Source organism: Propionivibrio pelophilus DSM 12018, from assembly GCF_059569095.1.
In genome coordinates this window covers 71,780-94,575 of record NZ_JCANUT010000007.1, presented here as the reverse complement: position 1 = coordinate 94,575, position 22,796 = coordinate 71,780, and the positions used below count along the sequence as shown (strand labels likewise).

21 protein-coding genes are annotated in these 22,796 nt (G+C 62.9%); 10 read left to right on the top strand and 11 right to left on the bottom strand.

The features are described from left to right. Nucleotides 1–198: phage integrase N-terminal SAM-like domain-containing protein (locus BO74_RS05725; protein ID WP_496440720.1), on the bottom strand; the 198-nt coding region annotated here is incomplete at its 3' end. 244 nt (nucleotides 199–442) lie between these two features. Continuing rightward, nucleotides 443–2,065, bottom strand: coding sequence for an indolepyruvate/phenylpyruvate decarboxylase (gene ipdC, locus BO74_RS05720; RefSeq protein ID WP_496440718.1), 1,623 nt, complete (start codon nucleotides 2,063–2,065; stop codon nucleotides 443–445). Between the two features lie 257 nt (nucleotides 2,066–2,322). On the opposite strand from ipdC, the gene BO74_RS05715 reads away from it, so the two are divergent. The 5 genes from BO74_RS05715 to BO74_RS05695 all read left to right on the top strand — a co-directional run bounded on the left by BO74_RS05715 (nucleotide 2,323) and on the right by BO74_RS05695 (nucleotide 8,236). Then, nucleotides 2,323–2,847: an Lrp/AsnC family transcriptional regulator gene (locus BO74_RS05715; protein WP_496440717.1), complete on the top strand. Its 525-nt coding sequence runs from the start codon at nucleotides 2,323–2,325 to the stop codon at nucleotides 2,845–2,847. Nucleotides 2,848–2,887: 40 nt separating this feature from the next. Beyond that, entirely contained in the window at nucleotides 2,888–4,216 is a 1,329-nt protein-coding gene (locus tag BO74_RS05710; RefSeq protein ID WP_496440715.1) for a paraquat-inducible protein A, read from the top strand. Then, nucleotides 4,209–5,765 carry a PqiB family protein gene (locus BO74_RS05705; RefSeq protein WP_496440713.1) on the top strand — a complete coding sequence of 519 codons (1,557 nt, stop codon included), beginning with the start codon at nucleotides 4,209–4,211 and terminating at the stop codon, nucleotides 5,763–5,765. Before BO74_RS05710 ends, BO74_RS05705 begins: the two co-directional genes overlap by 8 nt. Nucleotides 5,766–5,768: 3 nt before the next feature. Beyond that, complete coding sequence (locus BO74_RS05700; protein ID WP_496440711.1) at nucleotides 5,769–6,362, top strand: PqiC family protein; 594 nt, start codon at nucleotides 5,769–5,771, stop codon at nucleotides 6,360–6,362. 140 nt (nucleotides 6,363–6,502) lie between these two features. Beyond that, nucleotides 6,503–8,236, top strand: coding sequence for a type IV pilus assembly protein FimV (locus tag BO74_RS05695; protein ID WP_496440709.1), 1,734 nt, complete (start codon nucleotides 6,503–6,505; stop codon nucleotides 8,234–8,236). Nucleotides 8,237–8,294: 58 nt separating this feature from the next. On the opposite strand, the gene BO74_RS05690 is transcribed toward BO74_RS05695, so the two are convergent. Then, on the bottom strand, nucleotides 8,295–8,534 hold the full coding sequence (locus BO74_RS05690) for a hypothetical protein (protein ID WP_496440707.1): 240 nt from the start codon (nucleotides 8,532–8,534) through the stop codon (nucleotides 8,295–8,297). A 180-nt stretch (nucleotides 8,535–8,714) separates the two neighbouring features. Then, nucleotides 8,715–9,608 carry a LysR family transcriptional regulator gene (locus BO74_RS05685; protein WP_496440705.1) on the bottom strand — a complete coding sequence of 298 codons (894 nt, stop codon included), beginning with the start codon at nucleotides 9,606–9,608 and terminating at the stop codon, nucleotides 8,715–8,717. A 94-nt stretch (nucleotides 9,609–9,702) separates the two neighbouring features. On the opposite strand from BO74_RS05685, the gene BO74_RS05680 reads away from it, so the two are divergent. Both BO74_RS05680 and BO74_RS05675 read left to right on the top strand, forming a co-directional pair. After that, nucleotides 9,703–10,299, top strand: a complete 597-nt coding sequence (locus BO74_RS05680; RefSeq protein ID WP_496440703.1) for an FMN-dependent NADH-azoreductase — start codon at nucleotides 9,703–9,705, stop codon at nucleotides 10,297–10,299. A 13-nt stretch (nucleotides 10,300–10,312) separates the two neighbouring features. Then, nucleotides 10,313–11,182: a pirin family protein gene (locus BO74_RS05675; protein ID WP_496440701.1), complete on the top strand. Its 870-nt coding sequence runs from the start codon at nucleotides 10,313–10,315 to the stop codon at nucleotides 11,180–11,182. 17 nt (nucleotides 11,183–11,199) lie between these two features. Here BO74_RS05675 and BO74_RS05670 read toward each other — a convergent pair whose 3' ends face one another. The 3 genes from BO74_RS05670 to BO74_RS05660 are packed head-to-tail and all read right to left on the bottom strand — an operon-like array spanning nucleotide 11,200 to nucleotide 14,422. Continuing rightward, entirely contained in the window at nucleotides 11,200–11,541 is a 342-nt protein-coding gene (locus tag BO74_RS05670; RefSeq protein WP_496440699.1) for a YdbL family probable chaperone protein, read from the bottom strand. A gap of 35 nt (nucleotides 11,542–11,576) precedes the next feature. Next, complete coding sequence (locus BO74_RS05665; protein WP_496440698.1) at nucleotides 11,577–11,771, bottom strand: YnbE family lipoprotein; 195 nt, start codon at nucleotides 11,769–11,771, stop codon at nucleotides 11,577–11,579. A 41-nt stretch (nucleotides 11,772–11,812) separates the two neighbouring features. Continuing rightward, the gene (locus BO74_RS05660; RefSeq protein WP_496440696.1) at nucleotides 11,813–14,422 is read right to left on the bottom strand and encodes an intermembrane phospholipid transport protein YdbH family protein; all 2,610 of its coding nucleotides are present in this window, start codon (nucleotides 14,420–14,422) and stop codon (nucleotides 11,813–11,815) included. A gap of 162 nt (nucleotides 14,423–14,584) precedes the next feature. Between BO74_RS05660 and BO74_RS05655 the strand changes: the two genes are divergently transcribed. The 3 genes from BO74_RS05655 to BO74_RS05645 all read left to right on the top strand — a co-directional run bounded on the left by BO74_RS05655 (nucleotide 14,585) and on the right by BO74_RS05645 (nucleotide 18,717). Further along, nucleotides 14,585–15,466 carry a hypothetical protein gene (locus tag BO74_RS05655; RefSeq protein WP_496440694.1) on the top strand — a complete coding sequence of 294 codons (882 nt, stop codon included), beginning with the start codon at nucleotides 14,585–14,587 and terminating at the stop codon, nucleotides 15,464–15,466. A gap of 146 nt (nucleotides 15,467–15,612) precedes the next feature. Beyond that, nucleotides 15,613–16,488, top strand: a complete 876-nt coding sequence (locus BO74_RS05650) for an alpha/beta fold hydrolase (protein WP_496440693.1) — start codon at nucleotides 15,613–15,615, stop codon at nucleotides 16,486–16,488. Between the two features lie 105 nt (nucleotides 16,489–16,593). Further along, complete coding sequence (locus tag BO74_RS05645; RefSeq protein ID WP_496440691.1) at nucleotides 16,594–18,717, top strand: YgiQ family radical SAM protein; 2,124 nt, start codon at nucleotides 16,594–16,596, stop codon at nucleotides 18,715–18,717. Between the two features lie 25 nt (nucleotides 18,718–18,742). On the opposite strand, the gene BO74_RS05640 is transcribed toward BO74_RS05645, so the two are convergent. The 4 genes from BO74_RS05640 to BO74_RS05625 are packed head-to-tail and all read right to left on the bottom strand — an operon-like array spanning nucleotide 18,743 to nucleotide 22,723. Further along, the gene (locus BO74_RS05640) at nucleotides 18,743–19,744 is read right to left on the bottom strand and encodes a PstS family phosphate ABC transporter substrate-binding protein (RefSeq protein ID WP_496440689.1); all 1,002 of its coding nucleotides are present in this window, start codon (nucleotides 19,742–19,744) and stop codon (nucleotides 18,743–18,745) included. 38 nt (nucleotides 19,745–19,782) lie between these two features. Next, a complete protein-coding gene (locus BO74_RS05635) occupies nucleotides 19,783–20,250 on the bottom strand; it encodes a chemotaxis protein CheX (protein ID WP_496440688.1) in 468 nt (155 codons plus the stop codon). 2 nt (nucleotides 20,251–20,252) lie between these two features. Then, nucleotides 20,253–20,645, bottom strand: a complete 393-nt coding sequence (locus BO74_RS05630) for a response regulator (RefSeq protein WP_496440687.1) — start codon at nucleotides 20,643–20,645, stop codon at nucleotides 20,253–20,255. Then, complete coding sequence (locus BO74_RS05625; RefSeq protein ID WP_496440686.1) at nucleotides 20,642–22,723, bottom strand: Hpt domain-containing protein; 2,082 nt, start codon at nucleotides 22,721–22,723, stop codon at nucleotides 20,642–20,644. The genes BO74_RS05630 and BO74_RS05625 overlap by 4 nt, the downstream gene beginning before the upstream one ends. Between the last annotated feature and the right edge of the window lie 73 nt (nucleotides 22,724–22,796).

Below are 22,796 nucleotides of genomic sequence, written 5' to 3'. Positions count from 1 at the left end.
AATGCCGTGATCAACAAGATACAGCTGGTAATTGCGCAGCTCTTCGACCGTGGCCGTATCGGGCGAGCGCCCAAGGTACTTGGCAAACTGCCGTACCGCACGCAGGTAGCCGGTCTGGGTCTTGTCGCACAGCTTGCGCATCCGCATGTCGTCGATCATGCGTTGCCGCAACGGACTGATAGGTTTCTGGCTTTCCATGGCTTGCTCCTGTCGGAAATCGAGGCGGGATTGCCTCATATCCAACATCGGCAGCTTCCTGCCGTCGCAAACCTCTTGCTGTCCAGAACACACCGCTACGGTTGAGCGCCACCCCTACCGCGCGAGCGGTTTAGTCCCCTGGCCGAAAGTGTGAGTTCCGACGCTGTTCAACGATACCGCGACAGGAGGCAATGCGAGTTGTGATTCGCTGATGCGGGCGTGACGGGTGTCTGGCAAAGCCGAACTACTTCGCCCCCGACAGCCGCTTCACCCCCGCCACAAACCGTTGCAGCGTTGCCGAGAGCACCCCGCGTGGCAGCGTGACTTCGATCAGGCGGAACTGGCCTCGGGCGGTGATGGCTTCGTCCAGCGCCGCCTTCAACTCTGCCCGCGTGCCGACGCGCACGCCGTGTCCGCCGAGGCCGGCGGCCATTTCGGCGTAGCCCCAGTGGCCGAGGTCGTTGAACGAGGATTCGGGCTGGAAGGTGCGCAACATTTCCCAGCTGGCGTTGTTGAACAGCAGGACGATCGGGTCCCAGCCGTAGCGGCGGCAGTTGCCCAGCTCCCAGCCGGTCATCTGGAAGGCGCCGTCGCCGACGAGGATCAGCGGCCGCTGCCCGGTGGCTGCCTGGATGCCGAGGCCGGCCGGCACGCCGTAGCCCATCGTGGCGTAGTAGCCGGGGGCGACGAGCGGGGTGAACTCGATTTCCATCGCGGTGAACAGGCAGTCGCCCATGTCGGCGGCGATCGGCATTTTTCCGTGGACGGCCATCAGGTCGTTGACCGCCGTGGCGATGTCGGTCGGCGTAAGCGTTGCGTTGTCGGCCACGAGGCCGCAGGGGAAGCTCTGCCGCTGCGCCGTGATTGTTGCGCCAGCGTCCGGCGCGGTGGCGAGCAGGCGGTCGACGAGCGCGTTTAGCGGGATTTCGGGGTAGGTGTGGTAGCCGAGCGTGACCTGTCCATCGAGCGCCTGGATGGTCTTGCGCAGGTCGATCTTTTGCTCGGAAACGGCGAAATTGGTGTCGCTGAGAATCTCGCCAAGCAGGAACAGGCCGTCCGATTCCTCGACCAGCCGCGTTACGTGCGGCAGGCCGGCGACGCCCATGTAGGTGCCGATCAGCGGCGCGTCGTGATGTACCAGCAGGCCGCGGCCCATGAAACTGGTGACGACCGGCAGGCCGAGTCGGCGCGAGAGTTGCGCGACCTTGTCTTCGAGGCCGAAGCGGCGCACTTCCACGCCGGCCATCAGCACCGGCGAGCGTGCCTGCTTGAGGCGCGCGAGGATTTCGGCGACGCAGGCATCGAGCGCGTCGTCGTCGATGTCCGGTGGCGCGGCGCGGGTCACCGTGTCGCACGGTTGCGCCACCATGTCGCGCGGGATCTCGATATAGACCGGCTGCGAGTGGCGCAGGCAGTTGCCGAGCACGCGGGCGATGTCGGCAGGGGCGCGGGCGGCATCGTCGAGGCGCGCCTGGTTGCAGGTGATCTCGCGGTACATCTGGAACTGCGAATCGAGCGTCTTGGCCTGATGGTGCAGGAGCAGGCCGGAACGCGATTCGCCCTTGCCCGGGCCACCGGAGAGTACGACGAGCGGGGATTTTTCGGCGTAGGCCGCGGCGACCGCGTTGACCATGTTCAGCGCGCCCGCGCCGTAGGTGACGGCGGCGACGCCGAGGCCCATGTTGACGCGTGCCGAGGCGTCGGCGGCGAAGCCGACCGCCGGTTCGTGCGAGAGCGTGTACAGCGGCAGGATCTGCGTCTGCTCGATGATGCGGAAGAAGGGCAGGGCGAAGTCGCCGGGGATGCCGAAGATTTGCTGCGCGCCGTGGGCTTTCAGTGCGTGCAGGAGGGATTCGGTGAGGTTCATGGCGGTGTCCGGTGGTTGGCTGGAATGATCTGTTGATTCGGCAAGGTGATGTATAAACTCGTCACCCCCGGCGAAGGCCGGGGTCCAGTCGGCGATTGCTCTCCGATACTGGATACCGGCCTGCGCCGGTATGACGAGGTCTTTGTGCATCATCGTGCCGAAGCAATAATTCTGGCCCTGCAACCGCGAAAAGAGTGTTCGTTGTTGTGCTATAAACCGTTCATGTGCGCAAGTTATGTGCGCAAATGGAGGTTAATGTGCAGGAAATTGTTCTCGACCGCTACGATCTGGTGTTGCTCGATGCGTTGCAGCGTGACGCCAATGCGACTAACGCTGCGCTTGGCGCCGTCGTCAATCTTTCCGCCTCGCAAATCAGCCGCCGCTTGCAGCGCCTGAACGAATCCGGGTTGATTGCGGGCTATGCGGCGCTGCTCGATCCGGTGGCCATTGGCCTGGGTGTGATCGCGTTCGCCCACGTTCTGCTGGAGCGTCACGGCCGGACCGAATCGGCGGCCTTCGAGAGCGCCGTGGCAGCCATCCCCGAAGTGCTGGAATGCCACTCGGTGACCGGCGACGCCGACTACTTCCTGCGTATTGTCGCCCCCGATCTGCAGGCGTTTTCCGAACTGATGATGTCGCACGTGCTGCGGCTGCCCGGCGTGGCACACGTGAAGAGCAGCATCGCGCTGCAGAAGGTCAAGCAGACGCATGTGCTGCCGCTCGATCACGTGGCGCAGTCGGCGATGCGTCAGAAGACCCCGGTTCGCTACGCCGGCGGCTAAAATGGCGTCGCTCCCGCCGCGCAACGCCGGATTTCCCACGATGAACGACCCCGCAGTTCCACACGACCACCTCATCGCCTGCCACGAGTGCGATCTCGTTCAGCGCGTGGTTGATGTGCCGATCGATGCGCCGGGCAACGTCGCGCTGCGCTGCCGGCGCTGCAACGGCGTCCTGTTGCGGCATCCCGGCAAGCCGCTGGACCACGCCGTCGCGTGGAGCCTGGCGGGACTGATCCTGTTGCTGCTGGCCAACGTCTTTCCGGTCGTCACTCTTTCGGTGAGCGGCCAGCACACCGAGACCTCCCTCTTTTCCGGCGCGCTCGCCTTGTCGCGGGCCGGGCAGTCGGGTGTGGCGGCGCTGGTCATCGGTGTGCTGATCGTTGCGCCGGCGCTGCTGTTCCTGCTGCAGGTCGGCATTCTCCTGCCGTTGCGCTTCGGGCGCGTCGTCCCGCATTTCACGCGCTTGATGCGCGTCCTGACGGCAGCGTCGCACTGGTTGATGTTCGATGTGTTCATGCTGGCCATCATCGTGGCCATGGTGAAGCTCTCGCACCTCGCGGACGTGTCGCCGGGCTACGGGCTGTGGGCGTTCCTGGCCTTGATGCTGGCGTCGGTGGCGTCAGCCACGTCCTACGATCTGCATTCCGTGTGGGCGTGTTATGCGGACCTGTCGCGGCGGGAGATTCCCCCGGTCGCGCATCGCAATCGTGGGGCGGGAGAGCTGCGCTTTTCCGCCTTGTCGCGCGGGCTGGTCTGCTGCCCGGCCTGCGGGCTGCTCAGCCACTGGCCGGGCGATGGCGAGACGCAGCGCAGGCATTGCCCCCGCTGCGGTGCGGCGCTGCACCGGCGCAAGATGGACAGCCTCGGGCGAACGTGGGCGCTGCTGATTGCCGGCTACATCCTGCTGATTCCGGCGAACATCCTGCCGATCACCGTCACCCGCTCGCTGTTCGGCGAGCAGGCCGACACGATCATGAGCGGCGTCGCCTATTTCTGGCGCGACGGGGCCTACGATCTGGCGATCGTCATCTTTACGGCGAGCATTTTCGTGCCGCTCGCCAAGCTGCTGGCGCTGACTTTCCTCACCTATTCGGCGCAGCGGCGGATGCGCTGGGAGCCGCTGCAGCGTACGCGGCTGTTCCGGATGGTCGAGTTCGTCGGCAAATGGTCGATGCTCGACATCTTCGTCGTGGCCTTGCTGGCGCAACTGGTGCAGTTTTCAGCGCTGGCGTCGATCGATCCCGGCCCTGGCGCCATCGCTTTCGCCGCGTTGGTCGTCATCACGATGTTCGCTGCGATGTCCTTCGATTCCCGGTTGTTGTGGGATCCGCAGGAGCAACGTTATCCAACAGGAGACTCCCTTGGTTGATTTTTCCGAGATACCCCCGGACGAGATTCCGACGGCCGTGGTCGAGCGGCGGAAAACCCGCTGGTCGCTGGTCTGGCTGGTGCCGCTGATCGCCCTCCTGGTGGGGGTCGGGCTGGTCGTGCGCACGGCGATGCAGCGTGGGCCGGAGATCGAAGTGACGTTCAGGACCGCCGATGGGATCGAGCCCGGCAAGACCAAGGTGCGCTACAAGAACGTCGAGATCGGCACCGTCGAGCGGGTGGAGCTCTCAAGCGATCTGCAGCACGTCCGCGCGGTGATCCGCATGGCCAAGTCGGCCGAGCCGCTGCTGGTCGAGGATGCGCGTTTCTGGGTGGAGCGTCCGCGCGTCAGTGGCACCAACGTCGAGGGGCTGGGAACGCTGTTTTCGGGGGCGTTCATCGGCATGGACGTCGGCAAGTCGAGTGTGGAGAAGCGCGAGTTTCAGGGGCTCGATCGTGCGCCGCTTGTGGCCTTCACCGAGCCGGGCAGGCATTACCTTCTGCGGGCGACTCAGCTCGGATCGCTCGATACCGGGTCGCAGGTCTACTACCGGCGGATGGCCGTCGGGCAGGTCGTTAACTACGAGATGGACCGGGAAGGGAAGGGTGTCAACATCCAGGTGTTCGTCCGGGCGCCGTACGACCGCTTCGTCAATTCCCAGACGCGCTTCTGGGAGGCGAGCGGCATCGATGTCGAACTCAGTGCGGGCGGCGTCCGCGTCGATACGCAGTCGTTCAACGCCTTACTGTCGGGCGGCATCGCCTTCGAGACGCGTGGCAATCCGGAGGCGGCGCAGCCGGTCGGGGGCGATGCGGTTTTCCGGCTGTTCGAGCGCAAGGCGCAGGCGATGGCCGTTGAAGATACCGAGGTGATCCAGGTGCGCATGCTCTTCGACGAGTCGATCCGCGGCCTCGCGGTTGGCGCACCGGTCGACTTCCGCGGCTTCGAGGTCGGCAAGGTGACCAACGTTGGTGGCGACATCGACGAAAAACGCGGTGTTGTCAAGATGGCCGTCGACATAGAGCTCTATCCCAACCGTCTGAGCAAGATCAATATCCGCAAGGGGAAAACGGTGAAGTCCGTGCGCGAGGGGCTGGATGTCCTGGTGGCCGGCGGCCTGCGCGGTCAACTACGTACCGGCAGCCTCGTTTCGGGGCAGTTGCTGATCTCGCTCGATTACTTCAAGGACGCGCCGCGCGCACCCGTAGCCTGGGAGAGCAATCCGCCGATCCTGCCGACGATTCCCGGTTCGCTGGTCAAGTTCGAACAGCAGGCCGCCGACCTGATCGTGCTGGTCGGCGATCTGGTCAGGAAACTCGACGCCTTGCCGCTGGACAAGATTTCCGAAGACGTGCGCGACGCGATCAAGGCGCTCGACGGCACGCTGAAGAGCGTCGAGCGGCAACTGGCCGACGATTCGATGCTGCAGCAGGATCTGCGCGACACCCTGCGCGAAGTGTCGCGGGCCGCGGCGGAGGCGCGCACCGTCCTCGAATACCAGTCACGCCACCCCGAGTCATTGATCCGGGGCAAGGCCAGGGAGGAATAATCCATGAAGAACGCTCTGCCGGCGCTGGTGCTCGGCGCACTCCTGCTCGCTGCTTGCGGCACCACGCCGCCGTCACGCCTCTACACCCTCGGCACCGAGTCGGTGGCGGACGATCGTGTCGCAACGAACGCGCAGTTGCGGCGCATCGAACTTGTCTCCGTGCGTATCCCCGAGTTGTGGGATCGGCCACAGATTGTGCTCACGAAATCTGCAAACGAGGTCGTAATCAGTGAGTTCGACCGTTGGGCGGCTCCACTCAAAAGCGAGGTGCCGCGTGTCGTCGCGCGCGACCTGCGACGCTTGCTCGGTAGCCCGGATATCTGGCTGCGCGACGATTTTGCCGGCGCAAAACCGGATTTGCGCATTCAGGTGACGATTGAGCGAATCGATACAGTGGCCGGGGGGAGTATCCAGCTTGAAGCGGCCTGGTCGATTCGCCCCGTCTCGGGCGATGTGGCGGCGCTGGGACGTACGACGATCGATGAGCCGATGCCGGGGAGTGGTCACGAAGCGGTGGTCACCGCCCTGCGTCGCGCGCTGTCTCAAATGAGTGTCGCGCTGGCGAAAGATGTTGTAACTATGCCGAAAGGCCGATAGACAAACAGCCGATGAGCGCGAGAACTTGGCGTTGTCCAGAGAAAAATGTGGCAGTGTTGAAGCAAGAAAAGGGGAATAGTTCACAGAGTCCAATGAACTCAGTGCTATAAAATCCGAGTGTTTCAAGGGAGAACTTCGCCATGCGCGTACCAGGTCACCGATTGCTAGCACTTGCTTTTTGCCTCACATTGCCATTCTCGGCAAACGCAGCGGGACTCGGTGAACTTCGAGTACTGAGTGCGCTCGGTGAACGGTTCAGGGCTGAAATACCTGTTGTCAATGCGACGGAGTCGATTTCGCAAGGATGTTTCCATCTGGCGACGACAGCGCCGGAGGCGATATCCGACGCTCCGTGGCTGGAAAATGCACATATCGCCTTCGAGGCGAATCCGCCCCGCCTGCTGATCAGCACGCGGCGGCAAGTCGCCGATCCGGTCGTGCAACTGGCGATTTACACCGGCTGCGGAACCTACCTTACCCGCCATTTCGTCGCCTTGCTTTCGCCGCCGCCAAAGGAAGCTGTTGCAAGCTTGCCGGTGGTTTCCCGTGAGAGCCGTACGACTGTCGTGGCTCCCGCAGCGTCGACCGTTGCGAGAGAAGACAAGCCGCGCCGGACAGTGGTGAGTTCGGCCCGCACGGCGCAGCCCGGGGAAACGGCGCAGGACATGGCGCGCCGGTTGTACCCGCGCAGCAAGGCGGCACAGAGGCGTTTTGTCGGTCAGATGGTCGCGCTCAATCCGGATTGGCTAAGCTCTTCGGCTGGCGATGAATTGTTGCCGGAAGGCGTCGATCTCAACTATCCGCCGCCTCCGACCAGACGCAAGAAAGTCGAGCGTGCGGTTGCTCCAGCACCCGCGGCGGCGCCGAAGCCCACGAAAACCGCTCCGGTCAAGGCGGCGGAAGCGGACGATCGGCTGGTGCTTTCTTCCAACGAGCCGCTGTTTCAACAGCCGGCTGGCGAGCTTTCCCCGGCTCAGGTCGGCGCCGAACTGAGTGCCAGGATCAGCGGCGTCGAGCAGCAGATCATCAGTGCGCGCGCCCAGATGAAGTCGTTGCGCGAGCAGTATCCTTCGCCGCCGCCGGCCGTGCAGACGCTGCTGGCGGAGTTGGAGACACGGCTCATCTCCGTCGAGCTGAATGTTGCGCGTATCAATCTCGCCAACCTGGAGGCCGAGAAACCGCCGGAGCCAGCGCCTTCCAACGCCGCGCCGGCCGTTGCTGCATCAACCGGCATGGACAGTCTGGCGAGCCAGGCCAGTCCGGTCGAGAGCGAGAAAGCCGTCGAGCCTCCCGCCATCACTCCACCGGCGCCGCCGGCGCCGGAGGTGGCCCCGGTTGCCGATGCCGCAGACGGGCTCGATGTCGGTGTGCTTCTGCTCGGTGTGCTGGGTTTCGGGGTTGGCTTGGGCACCCTTCTTTACCGCCGCGCCAAGAGTGCCCCGGCTTCGTCAGACTCGCAGCAGGTCAATGTTGTCGAGGCGATGATCGGCGGCGGGAAGGACGGCCAGCGAATGCCCAAGCCGCAGATGGTGAGTCCGAAGCCGCAGCCAAAGCCGGAGGAAGCACCGGTTGTCGAGTCGGCGAATCCGGCGCCACGTCCGGCGGATGATCCCGAGGAGGTCGAGCGTCCGGTGGAAATGGCGGACATCATGCTGGCCTACGGTCAGACCCAGAGTGCCATCGATGTGCTCAAGAGTTTCATTGACTCGCACCCGGCCAACTCGTTCAAAACGTCGATGCGCCTGCTCGAACTGTACAAACAGGCGAATATGCGGACGGAGTTCGAGGCGTTCGCGACGCAACTTTCCCGGCAGTACGGCATTTCGCCGATGCGCTGGCATGACATGCGTACCGGCGAGACGGGGAATAACTGACAGAGCAACAGGGCGCGGGGCGGTAATGCCTCCTCCGCCAGCCTGAAGCTGCGTTACATCAGGCCGTTGTTTTTATCTTCGTTGCAGGCGCGTTTGCCGCGTTGTCTGGCAGGTGATGCTTGGACAGGCCCGTTTCCTGGAACCTGAGGAAATGCCGGGTCCATTCCTGCAGTGTGATTTCGGCAATGACAGTCTGCCGGCGGTCGTTGGCGCTTCGACGTTCACGGCACCCTTCCGGCGGACCATCATCTCTGGTTCTCCGGTCTGACTGCTTGCGTTTTTCGTCGAAAAGAAACATGGATGTCCTCGTGATTGATTCCGTGTTGACGGAATGTGTTGCAACTTCTCTTGTAGCCAGGAACCTCGCGCAACCGGTTATCCGGAAGGCGATTGTAGGGTAGCATCGGGCTTGCCGGGCTTGCGTGACGTAATTCACGTCGAAATCAAAAAAACTGACTTTAGTAATAGAGCGGCCGCATTATGTCATGGCGGCGAGCAGCATCTCGATGAACGCCCGGGTTTTCGCCGGCATCAGCCGCCGGCCCGGAAAGACTGCCCAGGCGGTATGCGACGGTGGCGTCCAGGCGGGGAGCACGCGGCGCAGGAGTCCGCTGCGGATGCTGGGCTGCGCGAAGATGGTGGGCGCCGAGGCAATACCGGCGCCGGCGATGGCGAGGCGGATCAGCAATTCCGGTGAGTTGGCCGTGGCGGACCCCGGCGGCAGTCCTTCCCACATTTCGTCACCGTGCCGTAGTCGCCAGGTGATCGGCTCGCCTTGGCGTCCGAGCAGGCGCAGAGAGCGGTGTGCGGCAAGATCGGCAGGCGTTTGCGGATCGCCATGATCGGCGAGGTAGGCGGGAGCGGCGTAGAGCCCAGCGTCGAAATCGGCAAGTTTTCGTGCGGCGAGGAGGGCGTCGTCGGGCAAGTCACCGATGCGGATCGCCAGATCGAAGTTTTCCCCGAGCAGATCGACGCGGCGCGGCGAGAGGTCGAGTTCGAGCGAGACTTCCGGATGCAGCGTGACGAAGGCGGCGAGCATGTCGGTCAACAAGAACGTCGCGAAGTCGCTCGGCATCGATACGCGCAGTCGTCCGCTCGGGCGGGCCTGGCGGTATTCGGAAAGCGCCTTGACGGCATCGACCTCGGCGGCGACCTGCCGGGCGTGTTCGAGCAACTGCAGGCCGAACTCGGTCAGCGTCAGGCGCCGCGTCGTGCGCAGCATCAGCCGTTCGCCGAGGCGCTCCTCCAGCAGCGTGATGCGCCGCGATACGGTCGATTTCGGCAGCCCGATTTGTTCGGCGGCACGGCTGAAACTGCCCATTTCGGCAACGCGGGCGAAGATCAACAGGTCGTTGGGGTCTAATTGTTCCATAAGTGGAACAATGTTATCCGAATAAGCGTCTTCCGGACCATTTAGCGCGGGAATAAAGTCTGCCCATCGTCATCGCAAACCCAAGGAGATCCGGATGAACATCCTGCAAATCAATTCCAGCGCCCGTCATGGCGCCAATTCCACCCGCGTCGCCGACAGCATCGTCGCCAAGTTGAAAGCGGCGAATCCGTCTGCGGGACTCATCCTGCGCAACCTGGCGACCGATCCGCACCCGATTCTCGACGAGAGCGCGCTGGGCGCCTTGTTTACGCCGGCGGACCTGCGCACCCCGGAGCAAGCCGCACGTGTGGCGCTCGACGACGCGCTGATCGCCGAGGTGCAGGCAGCCGATGTGATCGTGCTGGGCGTTCCGATGTACAACCTCGGCGTGCCGGTGCAGTTCAAGAGCTGGATCGATGCCATCGCTCGTGCCGGTGTCACTTTCCGTTATACGGAGAAAGGTCCGGAGGGGCTGCTAAAAGGCAAGAAGGTTTATGTCGGCCTGGCGCGTGGCGGACGCTACCGCGATACCGCATTCGATACACAGGTACCGTACTTGCGCACTGTGCTCGGCTTCCTCGGCATTACCGACGTCAGCTTCATCTACGCCGAAGGGCTGAACATGGGGCCGGACGCGGCGAAGCAGGGGTTTGCCGAGGCGGAAGCGGAGATCGTCGCGGCGGTGGCGTGACCGGAGGAAGATCATGAACGCATCGAGGCCATCTGCAACGATCCTGCATTCGCGCACGGTCGAGCAGTTGATTGCCGGCAAGGTCACTTCGGACGGCGCCGGCGTCAAGCTGACCCGTGTACTGACCCAGAGCCTGCAAAAGCGACTCGATCCATTTCTCATGCTCGATGCCTTCGGCAGCGACAATCCGGACGACTACATCGCCGGATTTCCCGACCATCCGCACCGCGGCTTCGAGACGGTCACATACATGCTCGCCGGACGCATGCGTCACCGCGACAGCGCCGGCCATGAAGGCGTACTCGAAAGCGGCGGTGTTCAGTGGATGACGGCCGGTCGAGGAGTCATCCACTCGGAGATTCCGCAGCAGGAATCCGGGGTGATGGAGGGCTTCCAACTCTGGCTCAACCTGCCCGCAAAGGAAAAGATGTGCGATCCGTGGTACCGCGACTTCGCGGCAGCAGATCTGCCGCGATTCGTCACCGAATCTGGTGTCGCGGTGACGGTGATCGCCGGCGAGAGCCATGGGGTGCCAGGGGCGGTGACGCGCGAGGCGACCGCGCCGTTGTATCTCGACATCCATCTGCCAGCCGGCGGAAGGTTTGATCAGGCGTTGCCGCCCGGGAAAAACGCCTTCCTCTATGTTTATCGAGGTGAAATTGCCGTCGGTGGCACGGGCGTTCCGGCGCAGCGCATGGCCATCTTGGCGAACGATCCGGAGGCAGACGGCGTGGTGATCGAAGCGGCTTCAGAAGCCCGGGTCTTGCTGATCGCCGGTCGGCCGTTGGGGGAGCCAGTCGTTCAATACGGACCGTTCGTCATGAACAGCGAACAGGAGGTCTATCAGGCGCTCGCGGATTATCGGGAAGGTCGGCTGGCCTGAGCAGGCCGGCGTCGAGGTTATTTCCTGAGCCAGGCGCCCGCCGGATTCTGGACGTAGTTGCCTGCCGCCGTCCGCGATGCCGCCTCGCGGGCGAAGACTTTGGCCGCCTCCGATTCGGAGATGCCGTTCTTGGTGGCAATCTGGGAAAACTGGGCCTTGCGCTGGCGATTGACATCGGCCACCAGGGCCTTGACGTCCGCCGGTGCGTTGCTTTTGACGACGCCGAGGTAACCGTCGTTCTGCTCGCCGATCCAGCCCTGGCTCTTGGCCGTCGTCAGATCGGCGGCAAAGGCGCCGGACACCATGAGAAACAGGCCGAAAAGCAGGCTGAAAAAGCAGGTTCTTGTCAAAGTTTTCATGGCATTTCCTTGGTCAAGATAGGTAAGCACAGCGCTCAAAACAGCCCTTTGTCCGAATCGAATAATTCCTGAACGTCCTTTTCAACCTTGACCAGGATTTCGTGTTTGATGTTCAAGGTCATGTTGATTTCGATCGGTTTCTCCGGTGCCTCGATGCGCACCGTCGGGGAGCAGGCGCCGAGCAGCAGGGCCATTGCGGCGAGTGGAAACAGGGGAAACGTCCTGGTCATCGGGGTGCTCCGTGCGGTGGTTTGGCGCAAGATTAACAAAATTATTCCAAGGTGCCCGAGCGCAATTGTTCCAGAATGTGTCGGTTGAAGTCGCCGGAGAAGAGGGCGGCGCGGAACACACCGGGCAATGCGCCGTTGATGTCGAGTTTGAAACGGATGGGATAGCCGCCGTAAAAGTCGGGATTGTTGCCCTCCAGCGTGTTGTGTAGCCGGTAAGTGCCGTCGGCGGCGTAGCGCAGCGTGACGTCGAGGTCTCGGAAATGGAAGTTGCGCAGGGCCTGCAAACCGGGATTGTCGGGGAGCGCCGCCGATGGCGCATAGTTGATCGTGCCTGTGCCGGAGCTCGTCAATCGCCCGTCCGGGATTTCCAGGCTGCCCGCCCGATAGACAAGCGGCAGGACGCCGTTCAGTTTCCCGCTTCCGGAGAGTCCATGAACGTTGGGCAATGCGAGCAGTTGCCCCAGATCGATCCCATGGATTACCAGCGGCAAGGGTTGGCCCGTTGGTGGCCAGTCCAGGGTGAGCGGCCCGCCGTGCACGGTTCCGCCGAGCAGACCGGCATGCAGCGCATGCACGGTCATCGACCGTTCGCCGAGTGCCAGGTCGACCTTCATATCGCTCAGCGATGTCCCAGTCGCCAGTTGCCCACTCTGTGACGTGAAGTTGATCCGGCCGTGCAGGGGCGTCAGTCCGTCGAGTTGCAGCGTGCCTTGCACGCTTTGGACCCGTGCCTGGTCCCAGCCGAGAGTTGCGCCGCGTAATTGAAGCGCCCCTTTTGCCTCGATCGTCGCTGCCGGTTGCGAACACCAGTTCAAGTCGATGCGTCCGTCCGCTTCTCCTGCGCCAAGAGCGAGCGGAAGCAGGTGCGGCGGACGCGGTTGCAGCAGCTTGTCGAGCGTCGGCAGGGATTGTCTGGTGGAGAGTGTCGCTTCGCCGCATCCTCCGGACAGTGCATGTGAACCGGAGAAGCGGAGCACTTCCTCGGCCTGCTGGTAGAGCGCGCCGTCGCCATGCAGAGAGCCGTTGTTCAGCCGGAGGCGAGTTTGCAGGGCGGGAACCGGCCACGATCCCAGGCGTCCGGGCTCGGTGGATAGCTGCAACTCGGCGGTGGTGTTTTCCAGCGCCGGCCGGCCGTTCCGTTCGGCTGGCCGCAACCGCGCCAGTTGCACGCGGCTCGGGCCAAGCGTCAGCGTATTGCCGGCACCGAAATCGATTTTCAACTGCGGCGTGCTGGCGTCGCCCTTCAATTCCAACGTCTTCCAGAAATCGTCGTCCGTTCTGGCCGTGGCGTCAGTATCCACCGCCCACGTCGTTGGTCCTGTACTTACGGGCGTGTTCCCTTTCCTGCCGACGCGATCCGCCGTGGCTAGCACCGCAATTTCGGCGCGGATTTTGCCCGGGCGCGACCAGTGCAGCGCGAGATTTCCCGTCGCCCGCGCGTTGCTGACCTGAAAGACGTCCTGCTGCCACAGTTTTACGCCGCCCTTGAGACGCAGTTGTGCGTCCATGGCGCTCCAGTTCCTTTCTTCCGTCGCTGCATCCCGCGTCAACCGGAGCTGTTGCACGGCGCCTTCCCAGTTGCCCCATGCTTCTGTGTGCAAGACGAACGGGAAGGCGCCCTCGCCACGTATCGTGCCTCCGGAGTGATTTAGTGCGAAGGCGCTTTTCAGGCGGCCTGTTGCACTGAGCGGTTGTTTTCCTCCCGAGTCAATCCGCCATTGCCAGTCGGGTTGCAGTTCGAGTCGTGCGGACGAAGTCTGCCAGGAAAAACGCAGCTTTCCTGCTGAAGAAAATTCGACGGGCATGGACGTCTGCGTTAATTGCCCGCGTGCATCGGTCAATTCGCTTTCTCCGCTGAGTTCGCCGAGGGTTCCGGCTGTGCGGCCCAGAACCGCGTCGGCCCGCAAAGCCAGTATTCCGTCCGAGAGTTCGACCGGCAGGTCAAGTCCCAACTCCTTCGCGAGACCGGTCAGGGTAGGAAGCGCGACCTTGCCGCTCAGTGTTGCCGGTTGCCGTGCCGGTTCCCGGTCGATGCGCAGCGCCACGTTTGACGGCGGGCCGTTCTCCGGTCTCCATTCAGATTGGAATTCGAGAATTTCCCCCGTGCCTTCGGCCGGAGCGGCTGTCAGGCGCGCCAAACCGCCTTCTGTCCTGAATTCCGCCGACAGCCGTTCCTCGTCCTGGCGGACGTGGAGATGGCCGCGCGCTTTCAGAAGCGGAGCATCCGTTTTGCGTAACGCCAGGCGCAGATCGTCGATTCGCACGTCGCTTATCGGCGTGCGTGGCCAGTTGAGGTGTGGCCACGGCGATTTCTCTGTCGTCGCGGCCGGAGCGATCTCAAGATCGGCGCTGTCGACGTCGAGCTGCTGAATGCGGCTTTCGGTGAGCGAGTAGGCGAGGGTAATTCCGTGCATCGATGCGCTGAGCAGGTGGCCTGATGCGCTGCGATAAACGGCACCCACTTCGCGCAGTCGCGCCTGGCCGGTACCGATTTCGTCGATGTCGACGCGCAGGGACTCGACACCGGGGACGGCCAGCCAGCGTTCAGCCGCCAGACCAAGAATCCTCGGCAGGGCCAGCCAGAATGCGAACGAAACGAGCAGGATGGCCAGCAACCAGAGCGAAGCGCGTTTCCAGGGAAAGGGATGCATGGGGCGAGGATACGTAAGCGTTCCGCCCGGGTCAAAATCAGTTCTCAGGAATCAGCGCACACTTGTTTTGACCTTGTGGGTGTGCCACGCTGAAAAGCGAGGGGAAACATCAGAAATAGCGCCTGCTCTCGTTCCGAACATCTTGTCAGAGAGGAGTTGATCATGTCAGGAAAAATGACCACCATCGCCTTGGCCGTCGCCGCCGTCGGGATAATGACGGGGGGGGCGGTTTGGGCCCAGACCGGGGGAGGCCAGCCGGCGGCAAGTGCCGCGGCTACTGTTCCGGAAAGCCAGCTCGTCGGTTACTACAGCACCTTTGCCGGATCACCGGCGAATGCCCAGTCGCTGGTGACCGGGTTGCGCGACGGAACAAGCATTACGCTGGTCAGTCCGGACCCAACGGTTTCCTCGGTGACGTTTGCGCCAGCCACGGGGAAACTCGGGTATGGAAACATCAATGTCGCGCTGTCCCTGGCGAAAGCGGATCTCGCCAGGCAAGGGATTGCCAATCCGACACCGACGCAAATTGCCGCGGCGATGAACGGAGGCACGGTGATGACCGCATTGGGGCCTGTGTCCCTGTCGGGCGTTCTGGCGCAGCGTGCAGCCGGGATGGGCTGGGGGCAAATCGCGAATCAGATGGGGGTCAGGCTTGGTTCGATTGTCAGTGCCTCCAAGACCGATAACGCGGGAAAGAAGAGTACGCCAGCTACGACGGCGCGGGCGGCTTCCGCCGCTGCCTCAACGTCGCGCGGGAAGTCAGGTCAGTCGAATGCCGGCGGTAACAAGGGCGGGGTCGCCAGCAACGAAGGGAAAGGCGCCGCTAGCAGCGGCCGGGGGGGTGGAAGTGGCTCTGGAGGCAGTAACGCCGGTGGTAATGGCGGAGGCGGACAGGGTGGCAATAGCAGTGGTGGGCACGGCGGAGGCAGCGGCGGTGGTAATGGCGGTGGTAATGGCGGTGGCGGTGGCGGTGGCGGTGGCGGTGGCGGTGGCGGTGGCGGTGGCGGTGGCGGTGGCGGTGGCGGTGGCGGTGGCGGCAAGTAGAATCGTTTCCGCAGCTTCTCGTACGTCACGCCAACCTGTTATTCGGCCGGCGTCCTTCGCTCAGCGGAGAAGGTGGGTAAGGCCACGAGTGTCACCACTCGTGGCAAAATCTGTCGCCCTTTACCAATCTCATGTCCAGCTGTGCCATGCGCCACAAAAAATCGCGAACCGAGAAAATCGACATCCGTGGTCTGCGTTACAACATCAGGCACTGGGGGTCTAACGACGCTCCCTTGGTGTTTTTTCTGCACGGCTGGCTGGACTGTTCCCCGACGTTCCAGTTCGTCGTCGATGCGCTCAAGAATGATTGGCACGTGGTCGCGCCGGACTGGCGCGGTTACGGTGAATCGGAATGGCTCAACCGGCCCTACTGGTTTCCGGACTATTACGCCGATCTGGATTGCCTGCTAAAACATTTCTCCCCGGACAGATCGGTTCGCCTCGTCGGTCACAGCATGGGCGCGAACATCTCGGCGTCGTATGCCGGAACGCGTCCGGAGCGGGTCGCCCAACTGGTGATGCTCGATTTCCTCGGCCTCAAGCCGGCGATCGACGACAATTCCCCGCGGCTGCTCGGCAACTGGCTGCGGAATCTGGAAAACGGGCCGCCGCGAAGCCTGTATCCGACGGCGGAAGCGTTCGCGGCGCGGCTGCTGGAATCGAATCCCCGCCTGACGGAGGAACGTGCGACGTTCCTCTCATGGCACATCTCGCGGGTTAACGCCGACTCGACCGTCGAGATGGCCTCTGATCCGTGGCATCGCGTTCCATCGCCGCTGCCATATCACATCGATGATTCGCTGGCGTGCTGGCGGCGCATCAAGGCGCCGGTGCTGCTGGCAATCGCCGAGCACGGGTTCGTCGTCCGCCGCTTCGGCAACGAGCCGCAGGAGTTCGTGCGCCGCCGGGGAAGCATCCCCAATCTCCAATGTGTCGATATCCCCGACTCCGGCCATAACGTGCAGCACGACCAGCCGGAACTCGTGGCGCAGGCGATCGAGGCATTTCTGACGCGCGACTAGAGCAGAGAACTTTTCGGCGATGTTTGGGTCTTTTCCGCGCACCTGTCGTGTTCAGAAAACCCTGTAGAATCCGCCCCTTGCCTTTCTCTCCCCCTTCAAGGCCCTATGTCGTCCGACACTCCGAAACCTCTCTTTTCCTACCGTAAATACTGGGCCAAGCGCTTCGGCACAGCGCCGTATCTTCCGATGTCGCGCGCCGAGATGGACGCGCTCGGCTGGGATTCGTGCGACGTGATCATCGTCTCGGGCGACGCGTACGTCGACCATCCGAGCTTTGCGATGGCGCTGATCGGGCGCCTGCTCGAGGCGCAGGGCTTTCGCGTCGGCATCCTTGCGCAGCCGGACTGGCATTCGGCCGATCCGTTCCGGGCGCTCGGCAAGCCGAACCTGTTCTTCGGCGTGTCGGCGGGCAACATGGATTCGATGGTCAACCGCTACACATCGGACCGCAAGATCCGCTCGGACGACGCCTACACACCGAACGCCGAGCCGAACAGGCGCCCTGACCGCGCCGTGGTGGTCTACGCCCAGCGCTGCCGCGAGGCGTATTCAGACGCCAACGTGGTGATCGGCTCGATCGAGGCCAGCCTGCGCCGCATCGCCCACTACGACTACTGGTCGGACAAGGTGCGGCGCTCGGTGCTGCCCGACTCCAAGGCGGATCTGCTGCTCTTCGGCAACGCCGAGCGCGCCATCGTCGCGCTGGCGCACCGCCTGGCCGCCGGCGAGCCGATCGAACACATCCGCGACCTGCGCGGCAGCGGCTTCATGGTGCCGCGCGGCCGGCTGCCGGGTGACGACTGGGCCGAGATCGACTCGACCGACGTCGATGCGCCGGGGCCGCTGATCCGGCATCCGAATCCTTATGGCGAAGTGGCTGAAGAGAAAAATGCGAAGGCTCCTTCCGCGCAGCCGATCCGTTTCCAGCCAGCCGGGGCGCACAAGCTCGACCGCGCGCGCACGGCGGTACGCCTGCCGTCCTACGAGCAGGTCAAGGACGATCCGGTGCTGTATGCGCACGCCTCGCGGACCTTTCACCTGGAGTCGAATCCCGGCAACGCGCGCGCCCTGACGCAGGCGCATGGTGAACGCGACGTCTGGCTGAACCCGCCGCCGATTCCGCTGACCACCCCGGAGATGGACGGCGTCTTCGGCCTGCCGTACCAGCGCAAACCGCACCCTTCGTACGGCGACGCGAAGATTCCCGCCTACGAGATGATCCGCTTCTCGATCAACATCATGCGCGGCTGCTTCGGCGGCTGCACCTTTTGCTCGATTACCGAGCACGAGGGGCGAATCATCCAGAGTCGTTCGGAGGATTCGATCCTGCAGGAAATCGAGGATATCCGCGACAAGACGCCGGGCTTCACCGGCTTCATTTCCGACCTTGGCGGCCCGACGGCGAACATGTACCGGATGGCCTGCAAGGACAAGCGCATCGAGACCGCGTGCCGGCGGCTATCCTGCGTATTCCCGGACGTTTGCGAGAACCTCAACACCGACCACGCGCCGCTGGTCGGGCTCTACCGCAAGGCGCGGGCCATCAAGGGGGTCAAGCGCATCCTGATCGGCTCCGGCCTGCGCTACGACCTCGCCGTGCGCTCGCCGGAATACGTCAAGGAACTGGTCACGCACCACGTCGGCGGCTACCTGAAGATCGCGCCCGAGCACACCGAGGAGGGGCCGCTGGCGCACATGATGAAGCCGGGCATCGGCACCTACGACAAGTTCAAGCAGTTGTTCGACAAGTTCTCGAAGGAAGCCGGCAAGGAGCAGTACCTGATCCCGTACTTCATCGCCGCGCACCCGGGAACGACCGACCAGGACATGCTGGCGCTGGCGCTTTGGCTCAAGCGCAACGACTTCCGCCTCGACCAGGTGCAGACCTTCCTGCCGACACCGATGGCCATTGCCACGGCGATGTACCACTCGGAGCGCAACCCGCTGAAGAAAGTCGCGCGCGCCGCGCCGCGTGTCGAGACGGTGCGCGGCGGCCGGCAACGCAAGCTGCACAAGGCCTTCCTGCGTTACCACGATCCGGAAAACTGGCCGCTGCTGCGCGAGGCGCTGAAGCAGATGGGACGCGCCGACCTGATCGGCAACGGCAGGCGTCATCTGGTGCCGAACTTCCAGCCCGCCGGTACCGGAGTGCGAACGGGAGAAAAGGGGCGAACGGGGCCGCAACCAGGGCGTCGCTCCCCGGAGAAGCCTCACGCCCGGAGGCGCTGAGGCGGGGTGTTCGTCGAGGTGTTTGTTACTCCTGCGGCGGCCGCTTGAGCATTTCCTCGATGCCTGTTCCGTGAGCCTCGGCGCCGGCGAAAACGGTGCCGAAGCGGCTTTCTTCCATGTTCTTCTGGTTGGTCTGATAGACGGCGGCGGTGAGCGGCACGTAGTTCTGCTGCTTGACGATACGCGGGCCGTTCTTCAGATAGTAGACGATGAAATCGCGCACCTCGGCGCGTTCCAGCGCACTGGCAGCGATGTAGATGAAGATCGGTCGCGAGAGCGGGGCGTAGGAGCCGTTCTCGACGGTCTCCGGCGAGGGCAGCACGGGACCTTTGCCGTTGTCGATCGGCACCGCCTTGAGCTTGCGCTTGTTTTCCAGATAGTAGGCGTAGCCGAAATAGCCGATGGCTCCGGCGTTGCGCTTGACGCCGCGCACGATCAGGTAGTCGTCTTCCGAGGCGATGTAGTCGTTGCGCGACTGCTTGGCCTTGCCGACGACGGCTTCGGTAAAGTAGTCGAAGGTGCCCGAATTGGCGCCGGGGCCGTATAGCCGGAGGCGCAGGTCGGGAAACGCGGGGTTGATCTGCTGCCAGGTGGCGATCTTGCCTTTGGCAGCGGGTTCCCATATTTGCTTCAGTTGGGCCGGTGTCAGGCTCTTCACGAAGTCGTTTTTCGGATTGACCACGACGGTCAGCGCGTCGTAACCAACGGGCATTTCCACGTAGCGGATACCGGCTTCGCGGCAGGCTTTCATCTCCTTGGCCGATATCGGGCGCGAGGCGTTGGAAACCTGAGTTTCGCCGCGGCAGAACCTGGCGAAGCCACCGCCGGTTCCGGAAACCGCAACGTCGACGTCGACGCCGTTGTTCAGCTTCTCGAATTCCTCCGCGACCGCGTTGGAAATCGGGTAAACCGTCGAGGAGCCGTCGATGCGGATGGCAGTGTTTGCATGGGCCCGCGGCGACGGGAAAAGCACCGATGCCACGATGGCCAGGATGAATCCATGTGCAAAACGGGTGGCGAACATCATGATGTTTCCGTTAAAAGTTGTTCGAAGAGGACGTGTGATCATGCGCGACTCAGGTGAACGACGAGATTGGCTTCCTGTCCGCGGAAGATGATCGGGATTGCATACGGCGTGCCGTCCGTGCGGGGGGAAACAGTCGGGCCCTGCCGGGTGAATGCCTTGGGGGGCGAGATCGCGAGTGTCTCGCCGAAATGGTCTCGGGTGCGTCCCGAAAGCGTATTCGCGACTTCGCCGACGATGTCGAGATATTTGGCTTCGGAGTAATCGCTGTCGCCGACGGCAAGCAGGATGAAGTCGAGCAATCGTCTGGGCGCGGAAAAGCAGAGGCTGCCTCTGTAGCCGCCACTGATTTCGATCAGACCGTTGAAGTCTTCGCGCAGAACCGGCTCTTCCTGTTCGAGCAGCCAGGCGGAGCGCACCTGCGCCTTGTTGCCTGTGGTGATTTCGAAGTACTCGGTGACCGCCTTGGCCAGCGTTTCGATGTCCTTGGCATGCAGTTCGGATGACATTATCACTCGTCCGTGAGTTCGATCAGCGCGTTCACGATCTCCTCGTCGCGGAACGGTTTGTGGATGAAGCCGTGTGCGCCGCGGCTGACCGCGCGTAGCGCCGTGACCTTGTCGGACAGGGCCGAAACGACGAGGATCCTCGCGTCGGGAAGCATTTCAGAGAGCTCTCCGATGCATTCCTCTCCGTCCAGTTCGGGCATCGTCAGGTCCATGGTGACGAGCGTCGGCGAGGTTTCACGCGCCAGCGTCAGCGCCTGCGCGCCGTTCGAAGCCTGGCCGACGATGGCGATGTTCTGCAACCTGACTTCGGAGCACAGGCGCATGATGCGGTGGCGGACGACCATCGAATCGTCGACGATCAGCAGGCGATGGGAGATGGAGGCCATCGCGCTCATGCCGGCTTGTAGATGACGAATTCGGTGAACGAACTGGCGGTCGACAGAACGCGCAGCCGGGCACCGATACGGGCGACTGCTTCACGCACCACGGCCATACCGTCGCCACGGCCGGCGTGCAGATGCGCTTCGTCAACTGTCGAGAAACCCGGTTCGAAGAGCATCGAGACGACCTGATGGTCGCCCATTTGCTGCACGTCCAGTTCGGAATAGCGGCCGGAGTCAATCGCCCGGCGACGCAAGGCGGGCAGCGAGATTCCGGCGCCGTCGTCGCGAACGCGGACGCGGTAGCCGGAGGCTCCTTCGATTTCGATGCGCACGAGCACGTTGCCGACCGGCTCCTTGCCCTGCTGTTCGCGTACCTGGCGATCCTCTATGCCGTGTACGACGGCGTTGCGGATCAGTTGCGGCAGAACTTCCTGGCAGATTTGCAGTAGCTGCTCTGGTACGGTCTTGAGTGGCGGGAAGTCGACTTCGAAGAATACTTCCTTGCCCAGATCGTTGGCGATCCGGATACCGAATTGCCTGAGTGCGTCGACGGCGGGTGTCAACGCATCAGTTACGGTTGCGGGTGTTTCCCCCGTGCTTGCGGGCGATGCGGTTGCAAAGCGGGCAGCCCTGCTGATGACGGATTGGACCCGGTCGATGCGTTCGAGCAACTCATTGACCCCGACGGCGATCGCGATGAAATCTTGACCGATGAGTGATTTGTTTTCTCGCAGTGCGGTCAGCCTGTCTTCCAGTTCGTGCGCATGGTTCTCGATGGCGCCCATGCTCAGCATTGCGGCCTCGCCCTTGATGGCATGGACATTGCGGGCTACGTAGTTCACAGCGCGGGCGTAGGAGGCAGCATCCGGGCGTACGTTCTGCAATTCGTTGTTGATCTGCTCGATGCGCGTCTTCGCGTCGGCGATGAACCTCTGTACCAGCGCCGGCTCCTGATCGATCACGCCGAGCAGAAGTTCGATTTCCGTTTTTGCCCGTGCTTCGGCGCCGGTCAACTCACGTTGCAGCAGGACTTCCTGCGTCACGTCGATTACCGATACCAGCAGCGCGTCGACCTCCTTCCCGCTTTTGACCTGCTCAAAGGCGAAGCTCAGGTACTTCGTTTTCTGGTGCGGATCGTTCGGCGTGCTGACTTCGATGTCGGTCAGCGGATTGAGTTTTGCCAGCAGCCCCGGTTTCACTTTCCTGTCGAACAGCATCGAGAGGTAACTGGTCGCCGTGTCACGCATATCGGCCTTGCCGAGGATCGGGCCCAATACATCGTCGAGGAAACACGCTCGCGGCGGGATCGGGCGGCCGAAGAGTCGTTCGAGCGAGGCAGAGTGCTGATCGCCGATTTGCCCATCGGCACTCAGCAGGAAAAGCCCCTGATGCACCGTCTCGAGGATGTTCTGCGTTTCCTTGCGTGCTGCTTCGGCACGGCGGTCGCTCGCGTTGAGCTGACGGATGAACTTGAAGACGATGAAGATGAAGTTGAGCGTAGCGAGCGTGATGGCAATGAGCTGGATCCGGCGGATATCCGTCGTCTTGCCGCGGGAGATGTCTTCCATCTGCTGGGTGAGGTCGTCCGAGAGCTGTAGCAGCTTCAGGTTGCGGGCGACGGACTTGGTCGAGACGGGCTGGATGTTCTCGACCGTCAGGTTGTCTTTCTTCTCCAGAATTTTCCTGACTTCGTCGCCCAGCGGACGCCATTCGACGGCCAGTTCCTTCAGCAGCCGGTTGCGTTCCTCGTGAGCGTCGTTGTCGCCGAGCAGTCCGGCGAAAAAGCCTTGGTTCGACTGTTCCAGTGCGGTCAGTGCTTCGTCGAATTCGTCGCTGGATTCGAGAATCTGCGCCAGGCTGGTTTGTGTCTGCAGGCCGCTGCGAACCTCGTCCTCCAGCGTCAGCGTCGATTTGGCGAGCTGCTGCGACACCATGCGCAGTTCGCCGGCGATGTTGATTTCGGAGGCGTCCTGCTCGATCTCGTGCGACGCGACAATGTTGAAAGCAAGAACGCCGATGTCAATCACCAGAAAGAGGACGATCGCCAGGAGCAGACCGGTGTATTTGCCGAAGGTGGTTTTGGTGAGCATGTCGATTTTCAGTCCCGGGTTGATGCATTTTGAATTTTTATTGCAGCAGTATGTGCAGTTCTGATTACGTCCT

Coding starts and splice junctions, on each gene's coding strand:
- ipdC (WP_496440718.1), bottom strand. CDS start 2,065: ATGAACCTCACCGAATCCCTCCTGCACGCACTGAAAGCCCACGGCGCG.
- BO74_RS05710 (WP_496440715.1), top strand. CDS start 2,888: ATGAACGACCCCGCAGTTCCACACGACCACCTCATCGCCTGCCACGAG.
- BO74_RS05700 (WP_496440711.1), top strand. CDS start 5,769: ATGAAGAACGCTCTGCCGGCGCTGGTGCTCGGCGCACTCCTGCTCGCT.
- BO74_RS05695 (WP_496440709.1), top strand. CDS start 6,503: ATGCGCGTACCAGGTCACCGATTGCTAGCACTTGCTTTTTGCCTCACA.
- BO74_RS05690 (WP_496440707.1), bottom strand. CDS start 8,534: ATGTTTCTTTTCGACGAAAAACGCAAGCAGTCAGACCGGAGAACCAGA.
- BO74_RS05685 (WP_496440705.1), bottom strand. CDS start 9,608: ATGGAACAATTAGACCCCAACGACCTGTTGATCTTCGCCCGCGTTGCC.
- BO74_RS05680 (WP_496440703.1), top strand. CDS start 9,703: ATGAACATCCTGCAAATCAATTCCAGCGCCCGTCATGGCGCCAATTCC.
- BO74_RS05675 (WP_496440701.1), top strand. CDS start 10,313: ATGAACGCATCGAGGCCATCTGCAACGATCCTGCATTCGCGCACGGTC.
- BO74_RS05670 (WP_496440699.1), bottom strand. CDS start 11,541: ATGAAAACTTTGACAAGAACCTGCTTTTTCAGCCTGCTTTTCGGCCTG.
- BO74_RS05665 (WP_496440698.1), bottom strand. CDS start 11,771: ATGACCAGGACGTTTCCCCTGTTTCCACTCGCCGCAATGGCCCTGCTG.
- BO74_RS05660 (WP_496440696.1), bottom strand. CDS start 14,422: ATGCATCCCTTTCCCTGGAAACGCGCTTCGCTCTGGTTGCTGGCCATC.
- BO74_RS05655 (WP_496440694.1), top strand. CDS start 14,585: ATGTCAGGAAAAATGACCACCATCGCCTTGGCCGTCGCCGCCGTCGGG.
- BO74_RS05650 (WP_496440693.1), top strand. CDS start 15,613: ATGCGCCACAAAAAATCGCGAACCGAGAAAATCGACATCCGTGGTCTG.
- BO74_RS05645 (WP_496440691.1), top strand. CDS start 16,594: ATGTCGTCCGACACTCCGAAACCTCTCTTTTCCTACCGTAAATACTGG.
- BO74_RS05640 (WP_496440689.1), bottom strand. CDS start 19,744: ATGATGTTCGCCACCCGTTTTGCACATGGATTCATCCTGGCCATCGTG.
- BO74_RS05635 (WP_496440688.1), bottom strand. CDS start 20,250: ATGTCATCCGAACTGCATGCCAAGGACATCGAAACGCTGGCCAAGGCG.
- BO74_RS05630 (WP_496440687.1), bottom strand. CDS start 20,645: ATGAGCGCGATGGCCTCCATCTCCCATCGCCTGCTGATCGTCGACGAT.
- BO74_RS05625 (WP_496440686.1), bottom strand. CDS start 22,723: ATGCTCACCAAAACCACCTTCGGCAAATACACCGGTCTGCTCCTGGCG.